Genomic DNA, 13,904 nt, shown 5'->3' on the forward strand with positions numbered 1-13,904 from the left:
CTTGTATTCGCCGTTGGCGCAGCCCGCACTGCTGCTGCGCGCTACCTGTTCAGGCGGCACATCGAAGGGATAACGGCATGCCGCGCGCAAACTGTAGGCATAGAATGAGGCCCGCTTCACCGTTACCGGCGCTCGTTACCGGCCCGTTACCGGCCCGTTATCGCGCCGGGTATCGCGCCGGGTATCGCGCCGGGTATCGCGCCGGGTATCGCGCCGGTTACCGCGCCGGTTACCGCGCCGGTTGCCGCGCCGGTTGCCGCGCCGGTTGCCGCGCCGGTTGCCGCGCCGGTTGCCGCCCTCTTCAACGAACCTTCATCGAAGCGTCATCGAACGCCGCCCTGCCATGGAGTTCCGCCATCTGCGCTATTTCCTCGTGCTGGCCGACGAGCTGCACTTCGGCCGCGCCGCGCGCCGGCTGTCGATCTCCCAGCCGCCGCTGTCGCTGAACATCCAGCAGCTGGAGGCGTCGGTCGGCGCCCGGCTGTTCGAGCGCGACAGCAAGGGCGTGAGGCTGACCGCGGCGGGCCGGGCCTTCCGCGAATCCGCCACCGCGCTGCTGGCGCAGGCCGAGGAGGCGCGGCTGCTGGCCCGGCAGATCGAAGCCGGCGCCGTGGGCCGGCTGCGCGTGGGCTTCGTCGGGTCGATGCTGTATCGAGGCCTGCCCCAGAAGCTGCAGCAGTTCGAGGCCGACCAGCCCGGCATCCAGATCGCGCTGACCGAACTCAATTCGCAGGAACAGATCGAGGCGCTGCTGCACGGGCAGCTCGACGTCGGCTTCATCCACACCAGCCGGGTGCCGGACGAGCTGGCGGCGCGGCTGATCCACAGCGAGCCCTTCGTCTGCTGCATGCCGGCCGCCCATCGGCTGGCAACCCGGCGGACCATCGCGCTGACCGAGCTGCGCGGCGAGCCGTTCGTGCTGTTCTCCCGCAATGCGTCGCCCGACTACTACGCGCGCATCGTCGACATGTGCGCGGCCGAGGGCTTCTATCCGCAGATCCGCCACGAGGTCCGGCACTGGCTGTCGGTGGTGTCGCTGGTCTCGCAGGGAATGGGCGTGGCGGTGGTGCCGGCGGCCCTGCGGCATTCGGCGCTGGCCGGCGCGGCATTTCGGCCGCTGAAGCACAGCACCGTGCCGTCGGAGGTCTATTGCGTCTGGAAGGCGGCGCCCGATCATCCGGCGCGCGATCGCTTCGTCGGCATCTTCCCCACGCCGGCCGCGCGGCAACGGACCGCCTAGCGGGCCGACGCCGCGCGATACGCGCGGATGCGCTCGCGCAAACCGGGCCGCGCGGCCGAATGGACCAGCGCGGCGAGCTGCCTGGCGAGTTCGTCGCCGTCTGCGCGGGAGGCGGCATGGATCGCCGCCTGCGTGTCGGTGTCGAGCCGGCGCGCCTGACGCGCCAGCGCCTCCAGCGCGGTGTCGGGCTTGCCGTGTTCGTCGGCCTCGAAGTCCCGCGAGGCCAGGCCCGTGGCGAGGGCCGTGTCGGCATCGATGGTGGCGCCGGCGCCGATCCATTGGCGCGCCAGTGTCGGCCCGACGCGGGCGGCAAGCCGCGCGGTCCCCAGCACCAGCCCGAAGGCCGCGCCGGGGAAGGCGAAGCGGCTGTCGGCCGCCACCCAGCATTGTTCGCAGGCCGCCGCCAGATCGGCGCCGGCGCCCATGGCCCGGCCGTGGACCCGCGCGACGGTGGTGAATGGCGCCGTATAGACGGCCTGCAGCATCAGTTCGACGCGGACGAAGCGGGCCAGCAGCGTGTCATCCGTTTCGCCGTCGAGGTCGGCGAGGTCGAAGCCGGTGCAGAAGTGTTTGCCCGCGCCTTCGATCAGCAGCAGCCGCGTGCCGTCGCGCTGGCAGGCGAGGACCGCGTCGTGCATCGCCTGCACCAGTTCGGCCGACAAGGCATTGCCCCGTTGCGGACGATTCAGCGTCAGTCGCGTGATATCGCCTTGCCGGTCGACCAGCAGCGCCGGCTGCGCGGTGGCGGCGACGGTCGATGCGTCGTCAGACATCGGCAGCGGCCCACAGATTCGGCGCGAAGCGGTTGGCATAGCCGGAGACGAACTCCTTCGGCGCGCCGGTCGCGGGATCGAAGACATGGCGGCGAATGCGGCCGATATTGCCGCCGTACAGGTGGACGCTGACCGAGACGCGGTCGTCGAAGGCATTGCGCACGCGGTGGATGTCGCCGAGCGACGGCGAAACCGCCGCCACCTGCCCGGCCTCGAGCCGGGTTTCCTCGCCGTCCTGATGGATGCCTCGATCGTCGAGGCGATAGCGGATGTCGATCTCGGCCCCGCGCAGCACGCCGATCCAGCCCCACACCGTGTGGTCGTGCACCGGGGTCTGCTGGCCCGGCCCCCAGACGAAGCTGACGACCGAGAAGCGATCGAGCGGATCGCCGTACAGCAGGTATTGCTGGTAGTAGGTCGGATGCGGCTGCGCCAGTTCGTCGGGCAGCCAGTCGTCGCGGGCGACCAGCGCCTGCAGCAGGGGCCGCGTGCCTTCGAGCAAGGCCGCCTCGTCGCGGTCGGGTCCTTCCATCAGCGACGTGACGCCGGCAACGAAGGTCCGCAGCGGTTCGATGGTGCGACTCATGGCGTTTTCTCCTGCGTTTGCTTCTGCGTTCGTTCCTGCGATTGTTCCTGCGTTCGTTCCTGCGTTTGCCCCTGCTGCTGCTCCGCGGCGCCGCCGGCATGGGCGGCGCGAACCGCCTCGGTATGCTCGCCGAGCGCGGGCGGCGGCCGGCGCACCGGCAGACCCATGCCGTCCAGCCGCAACGGCGAGACGAAGGTCCGCGTCGCCACGCCGCTCGGCAGCGTCAGCGGGCGCACCCACTCCATATGTTCGACCTGCGGATCCTGCAGCGCGGCGGCGTAGTCGTTGATGCGCGCGTGCGGCACGCCGGCGGCCTGGAAGGCCGCGATCCAGTGATCGACGCCGGCGCGGGCAAAGCGCTGCTCCAGCAGGTCCTTCAGCGCAACCTGGTTGGCGGCGCGATCGCGCGTGGTGGCAAAGCGCGGGTCCTCGGCCAGTTCGGGCATCTCGACCACGCGCACGACCTCGAGCCACAGCTTCTGGTTGCCGGCCGCGATCGCGAAGTAGCCGTCGGCGGCCTGGAACGCCTGGTACGGCGCGTTGCGCGGATGCGCCGAGCCCAGCTTGGCCGGGCTGCGGCCGGTGCCGAAATACTCGCTGGTCTGCAGCGCCGCGATGCCCAGCGTGCAGCCATACATCGGCACATCGATATGCATGCCGGCGCCGCCGGCGCGCACGCGGGCCAGCGCGCTGGCGATGGCGAAGGCCCCGTACAGCCCGGACGCAAAATCGGCCAGCGGCACGCCGCACTTGACCGGCGCGCCGTCCGGCTCGCCAGTCACGCTCATCACGCCGGCGGCGGCCTGGATGGTCAGGTCGAAGCCGCCCTCGGTCGCACGCGGCCCGCTTTGGCCATAGGCCGACACCGAGCAGTAGACGAGCCCCGGATGGTCTTCGCGCAGGCTCGCATAGCCCAGCCCCAGGCGGTCCATCACGCCGGGCCGGTTGTTCTCGACCACCACGTCGGCCTCGAGCATCAGTTGGCGCGCCAGCGCCACGTCTTCCGGCTGCTTCAGGTTCAGCACCACCGAGCGCTTGTTGCGGTTCAGCGAAGCAAAGTTCTCCGAGAAGCCGGCCGAAATCGGCGGCCATTGCCGCAGCGTATCGCCGTCGGGGGGTTCGATCTTGACGACGTCGGCGCCCATGTCGGCCAGCAGCATGCCGCAGAACGGCCCGGCGGCAACGGTGCAGAACTCCAATACCTTGACGCCGGCGAGCGGCAGATCCTTCTCGTTCAGATCGGACATGACAGTGGCAGCGGTGGGAGGGCGCCGGTTGGCGGAAAGGCACGCCGGCGCCCGTCTTGCGGGCGGCGGGGCATGCGAGGCATTATATGGACGTGCCGGAATACGGGACAACGGTTCCGTATTTGAGAACAGGGCGGACGACCCGTCCGCTGCCCGCGTAAGCGCCCAGGCAATACAGCAAACCATGAACAACACCCTGATCAAAGGCCTCGGCATCGTCGAACTGCTGGCCCATAGCGACCGGCCGCTGGGGCTGACCGAGATCGCCAACCGGCTCGGCATGGCCAAGAGCAATGTCCATCGGCTGCTGCAGGCGCTGACCGAGCTGCGCTATGTGATCCGCGACGAGGACACCGCGGCCTACAGCGCGTCGATCAAGCTGTGGGAGCTGGGCTCGGCGGTGCTGGGCCGGCTCGATCTGCGCCGCCACGCCGAGGGCTGGATGGAACGGCTGATGCACGACAGCGGCGAAAGCGTCCACCTGTCGGTGCTCGATCGCGGCGAGGTCGTCTACGTGCACAAGATCGACAGCCCCAATCCAGTCCGCGCCTATACCCAGATCGGCGGCCGCGCGCTGGCGCACTGCGTGGCGACAGGCAAGGCCATGCTGGCTTTCCAGCCGCCGACCGTGCTGCAGCGGATGTCGACCGCGCTGGAGAGCGCCACCGCCAATTCGATCGTCGAGCCGGCGCGCTTCCTGCAGGAAATGGACAAGGTGCGGCGGCAGGGCTATGCGGTCAATCGCGGCGAATGGCGCGAGTCGGTCCATGGCGTGGCCGCGCCGATCGTCGACGGGCATGGCCAGGTCTTCGCCGCGGTCGGCCTGTCCGGGCCGGCGGAGCGCTTCAAGCCGCAGAAGCTGCGCACGTTCGCGGAAATGGTCCAGCACGCCGCGGCGGAGATTTCGTCGAGCCTGCGTGGCGGCACCCGGCACGGCGCGCTCGCGCTGGCCACGCGCGGCATGGTGACCACCGGCCGCTGAACCCCGCGCCAAACCGCATTACCCCCCATCGGAAGGGCCTCGGCGCGTTCGAGTGTTCCGCGAAAGCCACAACAGCCTCGGATTGGTGCAGCGCGCATAGGCCGCTCCAAGATTCACCTTATAATGCCGCCACCTGGCCGACGCCGAACGGACTTACCCGGTCCTCATCGGTGCGGTGGGCAGGCGGGCGATTGGCCTGCGCAATAACAAGAACGTGGTCAAGTAGTGCCCTTTCAGGCCTGAGCCGCGGTCGTGCATGCGCGCCCCCGACCAGCCTGTCAAGTCGCCGGGGAGTTCTTCGATTTTGCGCACGTCCGAGGCCCGCGCCTGGATGATTCGAACAAACACGATCGAGGAGCTCCCAATGAAGCATTCCCGTCTTACCTCCCTTTCTCTGGCCGCCGCGCTGCTCACCCTGGGTGCCGCCGCGCATGCGGAAACCGTCAAGATCGCCATCGCCGGCCCGATGAGCGGCTCGGTCGCGCAGTACGGCGACATGGTCAAGGCGGGCGCGCTGACCGCCATCGAGCAGATCAACGCTGCCGGCGGCGCCGGCGGCAACAAGCTCGAAGTCGTGCTGATGGACGACGCCTGCGAACCGAAGCAGGCCGTGGCCGTCGCCAACAAGATCGTCAGCCAGAACATCCGCTATGTGATCGGCCACGTCTGCTCGGGCTCGACCATTCCGGCCGCGGACATCTACGAGAACGAAGGCGTCGTGATGGTGACGCCGTCGGCCACCGCGCCGCAGCTGACCGAAGGCAAGAAGCGCAAGATGATCTTCCGCACGATCGGCCGCGACGACCAGCAGGGTCCGGCCGCCGCGCAGTACATCATCGGCAAGGTCAAGCCCAAGAAGGTCGCCGTGCTGCACGACAAGCAGTCGTACGGCCAGGGCATCGCCGCCTCGGTGCGCAAGGACCTGGAAGCGGCCAAGATCCCCGTGGTGCTGTTCGAAGGCATCAACGCCGGCGATTCGGACTACTCGGCCGTGATCACCAAGCTGAAGTCGCAGGGCGTGGACTTCGTCTACTTCGGCGGCTATCACCCCGAGATGGGCCTGCTGCTGCGCCAGGCGCGCGAGCAGGGCGTCAAGGCGACGTTCATGGGACCGGAAGGCGTCGGCAACAAGGACGTCACCGCGATCGCCGGCCCGGCTTCGGAAGGCATGCTGGTCACGCTGCCGGCCGACTTCTCGGCCGACCCGGCCAACGCGGCGCTGGTCAAGGCCTTCGCCGACAAGAAGCGCGATCCGAACGGTCCGTTCCAGATGCCGGCCTACGCGGGCGTCAAGATCATCGCCGACGCGATCGCGGGCGCCAAGAGCACCGATCCGGTCAAGGTCGCGGCGTACATGCACAAGAACGCCTTCCAGACCCCGATCGGCAAGGTCGAATACGACGCGCAGGGCGACCTCAAGTCGTTCAAGTTCGTCGTCTTCACCTGGCACAAGGACGCCACCAAGACGGCCGCCAACTGATCGCCGGCGCGGTCCGTGCCAACGCCCCGTTCGTCACCGAACGGGGCGTTTTGATATGCCGGGCCGCTTCGATCGCGCCCTTCCCCGCGCGGGAAGGGCCCGCCGCGACAGGCACGCCGGCCTCACCGAAGCGGCCCGAACGGGCTGAACCCGGCCGACGTGCTGTACAGACGGGACGTACCTCATGAACGAATTCCTACCCCAATTCACCCAGCAGCTGGTCAACGGCCTGACGCTGGGTGCGATCTATGCGCTGATCGCCATCGGCTACACGATGGTCTACGGCATCATCGGCATGATCAATTTCGCCCACGGCGAGATCTACATGATCGGCGCCTATGTGGGCCTGGTGACGCTGACCGCGATCGGCGTGGCCGCCGGTTATCCGCTGCCGCTGGTGCTGGGCGCCGCGCTGCTGGTGTCGGTGATCGTCACCGGCCTGTACGGCTTCGCGGTCGAGCGGGTCGCCTACCGGCCGCTGCGCGGCGGACCGCGTCTGGTGCCCCTGATCTCCGCGATCGGCATGTCGATCTTCCTGCAGAACTACGTGCAGATCGGCCAGGGCGCGCGCGACGTGTCGGTGCCGGTGCTGATCAGCGGCGCGCTCGAGCTCGAGATGGGCGGCGATTTCACGGTGACCGTGCCGTACTCGCGCCTGCTGATCGTCGGCGTGACGCTGGTGCTGATGATCGCGCTGACGCTGTTCATCGGCCACTCGCGCATGGGCCGCGCCTGCCGCGCGTGCGCCGAGGACATGCGCATGGCCAATCTGCTCGGCATCGACACAAACCGCGTGATCTCGTTCACCTTCGTGCTGGGCGCGATGCTGGCCGCCGCGGGCGGCGTGCTGATCGGGCTGACGATCGGCAAGCTGAACCCCTTCATCGGCTTCGTCGCCGGCATCAAGGCCTTCACCGCCGCGGTACTCGGCGGCATCGGCAGCATTCCGGGCGCGATGCTCGGCGGCGTGCTGCTGGGCCTGGCCGAGACTTTCGCCTCGGGCTACATGCCGGCCGAATACAAGGACGTGGTCGCGTTCGGCCTGCTGGTGCTGATCCTGCTGTTCCGTCCCACCGGCCTGCTGGGCAAGCCGGACGTGGAAAAAGTCTGAGGACCGCGCCATGAACTCCTCCATTTCGATGACGCAATCGCTGAAGAACGCCGTCTCGGCGGCGGTGCTGACCGCCATCCTGACGATCCCCATCCTCGGCCTGCAGCTCAAGCTCGAGGGCTATCGCGTGGTGCTCGAACCGCACTGGCGCCCGGTGTGGATCGCGGTGGCCGCGGTGTTCCTGTTCCAGCTGTTCAAGCCGGTGATCCACCGCACCACCTCGGCGGTCAGGCTGCCGGCGCTGCCCACGCTCGCGCCGGGGCAGCAGCGCGCCGCGGTCTGGGTGTTGCTGGCGGTCGGGCTGATCTGGCCGTTCTTCGGCTCGCGCGGCGCGGTCGACGTCGCCACGCTGGCGCTGATCTACGTGATGCTCGGCCTGGGCCTGAACATCGTGGTCGGCTTCGCCGGCCTGCTCGACCTCGGCTATGTCGGCTTCTACGCGGTGGGCGGCTACACCTATGCGCTGCTGAACCAGGCCTTCGGGCTGTCGTTCTGGGAATGCCTGCCGATCTCGGCCGGCATGGCCGCGCTGTTCGGCTTCCTGCTGGGCTTTCCGGTGCTGCGCCTGCGCGGCGACTACCTGGCCATCGTGACGCTGGGCTTCGGCGAGATCATCCGCCAGTTGCTGAACAACCTGACCAGCCTGACCGGCGGACCGGACGGCATCTATGGCATCCCGAAGCCGACCGTGTTCGGCATCCCGATGACCCGCAGCGCCGGCGAGGATGGTGCCCGCACCTTCCACGACCTGATCGGCCTGGACTACAGCGGCGAGCACATGGTGATCTTCCTGTACCTGCTCGCGCTGTTGCTGGTGGGACTGACGCTGTTCGTCACCAGCCGGCTGATCCGCATGCCGATGGGCCGCGCCTGGGAGGCGCTGCGCGAGGACGAGATCGCCTGCCGCTCGCTGGGCCTGAATCCGACCCGCATCAAGCTGTCGGCCTTCACGCTGGGCGCGACCTTCGCGGGCCTGGCCGGCGCGTTCTTCGCCGCGCGCCAGGGCCTGGTCAATCCCGAATCGTTCACCTTCATCGAGTCGGCGCTGATCCTGGCCGTGGTGGTGCTGGGCGGCATGGGCTCGCAACTCGGCGTGATCATCGCCGCGATCCTGCTGACGGTGCTGCCCGAGGTCGCGCGCGGCTTCGCCGAATACCGGATGCTGCTGTTCGGCCTGGTGATGGTGCTGATGATGATGTGGCGCCCGCAGGGCCTGTTGCCCGCCAGCCGCCCGCACGTGGAGTTGCCGCAATGAGTGCACAAAGCGCAGAACTGTTGAAAGTGTCCGGCCTGCAGATGCGCTTCGGCGGCCTGCTGGCGGTGGACGGCATCGATTTCAGCGTCCGCAACGACGAGGTGTTCGCCATCATCGGGCCGAACGGCGCGGGCAAGACCACGGTGTTCAATTGCGTCGGCGGCTTCTACAAGCCCACCGCGGGCGAGGTGATGCTGGACGACCGGCCCATCGCCGGCCTGCCGAGCCATATGGTGGCGCGCCAGGGACTGGTCCGCACCTTCCAGAACATCCGGCTGTTCAAGAACCTGACGGTGGTCGAGAACCTGATGGTGGCGCAGCATCGCCGCGTCAAATCGGGGCTGCTGCACGGGCTGTTCGCCACGCCGGCCTATCGCCGCGCCGAGCGCGAGGCGCTGGAGCGCGCCGCCGAATGGCTCGACCGCATGGGCCTGCGCGCGGTGGCCAACCGCGAGGCGGGCACGCTGTCGTACGGCCACCAGCGGCGGCTGGAGATCGCGCGCTGCATGATCACGCAGCCGCGCCTGCTGATGCTGGACGAACCGGCCGCGGGCCTGAACCCGCAGGAGAAGGTCGAGCTCAAGACGCTGATCGACCAGCTGCGGCGCGAGTTCGGCATCGCGGTGCTGCTGATCGAGCATGACATGAGCCTGGTGATGGGCGTGTCCGACCGCATCCTGGTGATGGAGCACGGCCGCCCGATCACCATCGGCAAACCCGAGGACGTGCGCAACGACCCGCGCGTGATCAAGGCATACCTGGGAGAGGACTGATGCTGAAGCTGGAACAGGTCCATACCCATTACGGCGCCGTCGAGGCGTTGTGTGGCGTATCGATCGAGGTCAACCAGGGTGAGATCGTCACGCTGATCGGCAGCAACGGCGCGGGCAAGACCACGCTGATGATGACCATCTGCGGCAGCCCGCGCGCGTCCAGCGGGCGCGTGCTGTTCGAGGGCCGCGACATCACCGGCTGCTCGACGCACGAGATCATGCGCATGGGCATGGCGATCTCGCCCGAGGGCCGGCGCGTGTTCCCCAGCCTGACCGTGCTGGAGAACCTGAAGATGGGCGCGTTCTTCGCCAAGCGCGACGAGATCGAGGCGGGCATCGAGCATGTGTTCAAGCTGTTCCCGCGGCTGGAGCAGCGCGCCTCGCAGCGCGCCGGCACCATGTCCGGCGGCGAGCAGCAGATGCTGGCGATCGGCCGCGCGCTGATGAGCCGGCCGCGGCTGCTGCTGCTCGACGAGCCGACCCTGGGTCTGGCGCCGATGATCATCGCGCAGATCTTCGACATCATCCGCACCATCCGCGAGGACGGCGTGACGGTGTTCCTGGTCGAGCAGAACGCCAACAAGGCGCTGCAGGTCGCCGACCGCGGCTATGTGCTCGAAACCGGCAAGGTGGTGCTGGCCGATACCGGCGCGAACCTGCTGGCCAACGACCAGGTGCGCAACGCGTATCTGGGCGGCTAGGGGAACGCGCTCGGACCGACGCACCGCAGCCAGGCACCGGCCCGGCCACCGCAGCCCGATGGGGCGGCGGTGGCCGGGCCGCTGTCCTTCCTGCGTCCCGCGATGCCACAGGGCAATTGCGGGCACGTCGGGCGGCACCCCACGCCAGTACGGCACATCGGGCGGGAGTGAATGCAGTACAATGCAAACGATTCTCATCTACGCCCGCTGATTCATCACTAAGCAAGCGGTCAGGTAGTACCGGCGCCACGCCGGCAACCCGCCCGCGGGACCAAAGCACATGCGCTTGTCAGACTTGCCGCGGCGCACCGCGGCCATCGTACTGTCGGTCGACGACAGCACCCCGAACGATCCCATCGCCCGACGCCTGCGCGAACTCGGCTTCGTGCCCGGCGAGGCCGTGCAGATCATTACCTTCGGCCCGTTCGGCAAGGACCCGCTGGTCGCCCAGGTCGGCAGCACGCGCTTCGCGCTGCGCCGCGCCGAAGCCGCCCGCGTGACGGTGCAGCCCGAGGGCGCCCGCACCGCCAATCCGGCCGCTGCGAGCAATACGGCTGCTGCAGGCAATACCGCCGATACAGCCGGTACCGCATGAAGCGGACCGATTCGAATTACGCCATGTCCGTCGCTACTTCTCCCGCCACTCCCGCTTCCGCCGCCACCGCGCAGGCGCCGCTGCGCGTCGCGCTGGTCGGCAACCCCAATTGCGGCAAGACCGCGCTGTTCAACCGGCTGACCGGCAGCCGCCAGAAGGTGGCCAACTACGCCGGCGTCACGGTCGAGCGCAAGGAAGGCTATTTCGTCGCGCCGTCCGGCCGGCAGGTCCGCATCCTCGATCTGCCGGGCGCCTACAGCCTGCACGCGACGAGCCTGGACGAAGCCATCACGCGCGACGTCTGCATGGGCAACCGCCCCGGCGAGGCCGTGCCCGACCTGCTGGTGTCGGTGGTCGATGCCACCAATCTGCGGCTGCACCTGCGTTTCGTGCTGGAACTGCGCCGCCTCGGCCTGCCGATGGTGGTGGTGCTCAATATGAGCGACGCGGCCGAACGCCGCGGTATCCGCATCGACCGCGACAAGCTGGCCGCCGCGCTGGGCGTGCCGGTGGTGCAGACGGTCGCCGTGCGGCGCGGTGGCGCCGCCGCGCTGCTGTCGGTGCTCGACGGCGCGCTGCCGTCGGCCCCGCCGCCTCCTCCGGCCCCGGCCGACGACTTCGACACGCATGCCGAGGTCAAGCGCCTGCTCGACGCGGCGGTGACGATGCCGACCGCATCGGCGAGCCTCGAAGACCGTATCGACCGCGTGGTGCTGCATCCGGTGTTCGGCCTGGCGATCCTCGCCGTGCTGCTGTTCCTGATGTTCCAGGCCGTGTTCTCGTGGGCCGAGCCGCTGATGGAGAGCATCGAGGGCGGCGTGGCCTATGCCGGCGAACTGGTCGGCGGCCTGCTGCCCGATGGACTGCTGCGCAGCCTGATCGTCGACGGCCTGATCGCCGGCCTGGGCAGCGTGGTGGTGTTCCTGCCGCAGATCCTGATCCTGTTCCTGTTCATCCTGACGCTGGAGGAATCGGGCTATCTGCCGCGCGCGGCCTTCCTGCTCGATCGGCTGATGATGGGCGCGGGGCTGTCGGGCCGCTCGTTCATCCCGCTGCTGTCGAGCTTCGCCTGTGCGATTCCCGGCATCATGGCGACCCGCACGATCCAGGACCCGCGCGACCGGCTGACCACGATCCTGGTCGCGCCGTTGATGACCTGCTCGGCACGGCTGCCGGTCTATGCGCTGCTGATCGGCGCCTTCATTCCGGCGGACACGGTGATGGGCGTGTTCAACCTGCAAGGGCTGGTGCTGTTCGCCCTGTATGTGGCCGGCATTGTCAGCGCGCTGGTGGTCGCCTATGCGCTGAAGTTCTTCCGCCGTGACCGCACCGAGCATCCGCTGCTGATGGAACTGCCGGCCTACCGCATTCCGAATCCGCGCGACGTCGCGATCGGGCTGTGGGAGCGCGCCCGCATCTTCCTGTCGCGCGTGGGCAAGGTGATCCTGACGCTGACGGTGCTGCTGTGGTTCCTGGCCACCTTCCCGTCCCCGCCCGAAGGCGCGACGCTGCCGCCGATCGACTACAGCTTCGCCGGCATGATCGGCCACGCGCTGGAGAAGGTATTCGCGCCGGTCGGCTTCAACTGGCAGATCTGTATCGCGCTGGTGCCGGGCCTGGCCGCGCGCGAAGTGGCGGTCGGCGCGCTGGCGACCGTCTACGCACTGTCGGGCAGCGAGGACACGGTGGCGGCGCAGCTCGCGCCGATGATCGCCGCGCAGTGGTCGCTGGCCACCGCGCTGGCGCTGCTGGCGTGGTTCGTGTTCGCGCCGCAGTGCATCTCGACACTGGCCGTGATCCGCCGCGAGACCAACTCGTGGAAGGTGATGGCCGCCTCCACGCTCTATCTCGCGGGCCTGGGCTATCTGGCGGCGTTCGTCACGTATCGCGTGGCGCTGCTGTTCAGCTGAGGCAGCCGGAAACCATCATGTCGCTCTATCACGCCGTCGAATCCGTGCTGGTGCCGCTGATCGTGCTGGTGTGCGCGCTGTCGGTGGCGGCGCGCTACATGCCGCGCACGCGCGAGCGCGCCAAGGCCGCGCTGGCCGCCAGCCTGGGCGGCGCGCAGGCACGCGGATGGCGCGCGCGGCTGGTGGCACGGCTGGCGCCGCAGGCGGTAGCGGCCGGCTGCGCCACCGGTTGCGACAGCGGGGGCTGCAACAGCTGCGACAGCAATACATCCGGCAATACATCGGGCAATACGTTGGGCAATGCGTCCAGCCCCGCCCCGTCCGCGCACGAGAAGCCGATCCGCATCGTGCGCAAGCCGCAGGGCAAGGGCCAGGGGGAGATACACGACAGCGCGCGGTAGCACGTCGTAGCAGCACGCCGCAGCCGCACACCGCAGCCGCACGCCATAGTAGAGAGGGCCAGCTTTTGCTGGCCCTTTGCTTTAGGTCAAACGGGTCCGCAGGCACCACGGGCACACTCGGCATGGGGTCTTTCCCAGTCCTGTCGATCACAACATGAGCCCGATGCAATCTCCTCGTACCCGATTGGCAACGGTCGCCGCGGCGGCCGTCATGATGGCCTTGCCGCCGCTGCACGCCAACGCGGCCGACGCTGCAACCAACACGGCAACCGGCGCCGCAGCTGGCACTGCGGCCGTCACCCAGCCCGAAGGCAACTGGATGATCCGCCTGCGCGGCACCTATCTCGACTTTGCGCAGAAGTCCGACCCCGTCGGCGGCGCCGGCGCCTCGGACCGGATCGGCGTCAACAACAAGTGGATCCCCGAGCTGGACGTCACCTATTTCTTCACGCCGCATATCGCCGCGGAACTGGTGCTGACCATTCCGCAGAAGCACGACGTCCATCTCGACGGCAATCGGATCGGCACGTTCAAGCATCTGCCGCCGACGCTGCTGGTGCAGTACCACTTCCTGCCGCACGCCACCTTCCGGCCCTATGTCGGCGCGGGGCTGAACTTCACGCGGATCTGGGGCGCGGATCTCGCCGGCAATACGCTGTCGCTGGACCGCTGGAGCATCGCGCCCGCGCTGCAGATCGGCATGGACTACCGGCTGACGCGCCACTGGTACCTGAATGCGGACATCAAGAAGGTGTGGCTCTCCAGCGATGTGAAGGCGGCCGGCGCCAAGGTGTCGGAGGTCAAGCTGGACCCGTGGCTGTTCAGCGTCGGTGTCGGATATCGGTTCTGA

Annotated in this window: 15 protein-coding genes; 11 read left to right on the forward strand and 4 right to left on the reverse strand. The window is 68.6% G+C overall.

What is annotated here, in order from left to right; genetic code table 11:
• Positions 1–146: 146 nt before the first annotated feature.
• Positions 147–305: a glycine zipper family protein gene (locus K7G19_RS25065; protein ID WP_226106819.1), complete on the reverse strand. Its 159-nt coding sequence runs from the start codon at positions 303–305 to the stop codon at positions 147–149.
• Between the two features lie 38 nt (positions 306–343).
• On the opposite strand from K7G19_RS25065, the gene K7G19_RS08500 reads away from it, so the two are divergent.
• The gene (locus tag K7G19_RS08500) at positions 344–1,240 is read left to right on the forward strand and encodes a LysR substrate-binding domain-containing protein (RefSeq protein ID WP_149318493.1); all 897 of its coding nucleotides are present in this window, start codon (positions 344–346) and stop codon (positions 1,238–1,240) included.
• Here the strand turns inward: K7G19_RS08500 and K7G19_RS08505 are convergent.
• Genes K7G19_RS08505 through K7G19_RS08515 form a run of 3 tightly spaced genes read right to left on the reverse strand, consistent with a single transcriptional unit; the run spans position 1,237 to position 3,846 of the window.
• Positions 1,237–2,013 (reverse strand): enoyl-CoA hydratase/isomerase family protein, encoded by a 777-nt coding sequence (locus K7G19_RS08505; protein ID WP_150084808.1) that lies wholly within the window; start codon positions 2,011–2,013, stop codon positions 1,237–1,239. The genes K7G19_RS08500 and K7G19_RS08505 overlap by 4 nt on opposite strands.
• The gene (locus K7G19_RS08510; RefSeq protein WP_149318495.1) at positions 2,006–2,599 is read right to left on the reverse strand and encodes a cysteine dioxygenase; all 594 of its coding nucleotides are present in this window, start codon (positions 2,597–2,599) and stop codon (positions 2,006–2,008) included. Before K7G19_RS08510 ends, K7G19_RS08505 begins: the two co-directional genes overlap by 8 nt.
• Positions 2,596–3,846 (reverse strand): CaiB/BaiF CoA-transferase family protein, encoded by a 1,251-nt coding sequence (locus tag K7G19_RS08515; RefSeq protein WP_226106821.1) that lies wholly within the window; start codon positions 3,844–3,846, stop codon positions 2,596–2,598. Before K7G19_RS08515 ends, K7G19_RS08510 begins: the two co-directional genes overlap by 4 nt.
• A gap of 184 nt (positions 3,847–4,030) precedes the next feature.
• Here K7G19_RS08515 and K7G19_RS08520 point away from each other — a divergent pair, with 184 nt between their 5' ends.
• The 10 genes from K7G19_RS08520 (at position 4,031) to K7G19_RS08565 (ending at position 13,904) form a co-directional block, all read left to right on the forward strand.
• Entirely contained in the window at positions 4,031–4,828 is a 798-nt protein-coding gene (locus tag K7G19_RS08520) for an IclR family transcriptional regulator (RefSeq protein ID WP_149318497.1), read from the forward strand.
• A gap of 364 nt (positions 4,829–5,192) precedes the next feature.
• Positions 5,193–6,308: a branched-chain amino acid ABC transporter substrate-binding protein gene (locus tag K7G19_RS08525; protein ID WP_149318498.1), complete on the forward strand. Its 1,116-nt coding sequence runs from the start codon at positions 5,193–5,195 to the stop codon at positions 6,306–6,308.
• A gap of 184 nt (positions 6,309–6,492) precedes the next feature.
• Positions 6,493–7,419 carry a high-affinity branched-chain amino acid ABC transporter permease LivH gene (gene livH, locus K7G19_RS08530; protein WP_006576581.1) on the forward strand — a complete coding sequence of 309 codons (927 nt, stop codon included), beginning with the start codon at positions 6,493–6,495 and terminating at the stop codon, positions 7,417–7,419.
• Positions 7,420–7,429: 10 nt separating this feature from the next.
• Positions 7,430–8,674: a high-affinity branched-chain amino acid ABC transporter permease LivM gene (locus K7G19_RS08535; RefSeq protein WP_150084807.1), complete on the forward strand. Its 1,245-nt coding sequence runs from the start codon at positions 7,430–7,432 to the stop codon at positions 8,672–8,674.
• Positions 8,671–9,447, forward strand: coding sequence for a high-affinity branched-chain amino acid ABC transporter ATP-binding protein LivG (livG, locus tag K7G19_RS08540; protein ID WP_149318500.1), 777 nt, complete (start codon positions 8,671–8,673; stop codon positions 9,445–9,447). The genes K7G19_RS08535 and livG overlap by 4 nt, the downstream gene beginning before the upstream one ends.
• Positions 9,447–10,148, forward strand: coding sequence for an ABC transporter ATP-binding protein (locus K7G19_RS08545; protein ID WP_149318501.1), 702 nt, complete (start codon positions 9,447–9,449; stop codon positions 10,146–10,148). Before livG ends, K7G19_RS08545 begins: the two co-directional genes overlap by 1 nt.
• 280 nt (positions 10,149–10,428) lie before the next feature.
• Positions 10,429–10,743, forward strand: a complete 315-nt coding sequence (locus tag K7G19_RS08550) for a FeoA family protein (protein ID WP_226106823.1) — start codon at positions 10,429–10,431, stop codon at positions 10,741–10,743.
• 23 nt (positions 10,744–10,766) lie between these two features.
• Positions 10,767–12,653: a ferrous iron transporter B gene (locus K7G19_RS08555; protein ID WP_149318502.1), complete on the forward strand. Its 1,887-nt coding sequence runs from the start codon at positions 10,767–10,769 to the stop codon at positions 12,651–12,653.
• Between the two features lie 17 nt (positions 12,654–12,670).
• On the forward strand, positions 12,671–13,054 hold the full coding sequence (locus K7G19_RS08560; RefSeq protein ID WP_226106826.1) for a DUF6587 family protein: 384 nt from the start codon (positions 12,671–12,673) through the stop codon (positions 13,052–13,054).
• A gap of 214 nt (positions 13,055–13,268) precedes the next feature.
• Positions 13,269–13,904: an OmpW family protein gene (locus K7G19_RS08565; RefSeq protein ID WP_370639523.1), complete on the forward strand. Its 636-nt coding sequence runs from the start codon at positions 13,269–13,271 to the stop codon at positions 13,902–13,904.

It is taken from the genome of Cupriavidus sp. DB3 (assembly GCF_020418465.1).
Taxonomy (GTDB): Bacteria; Pseudomonadota; Gammaproteobacteria; order Burkholderiales; family Burkholderiaceae; genus Cupriavidus; species Cupriavidus cauae.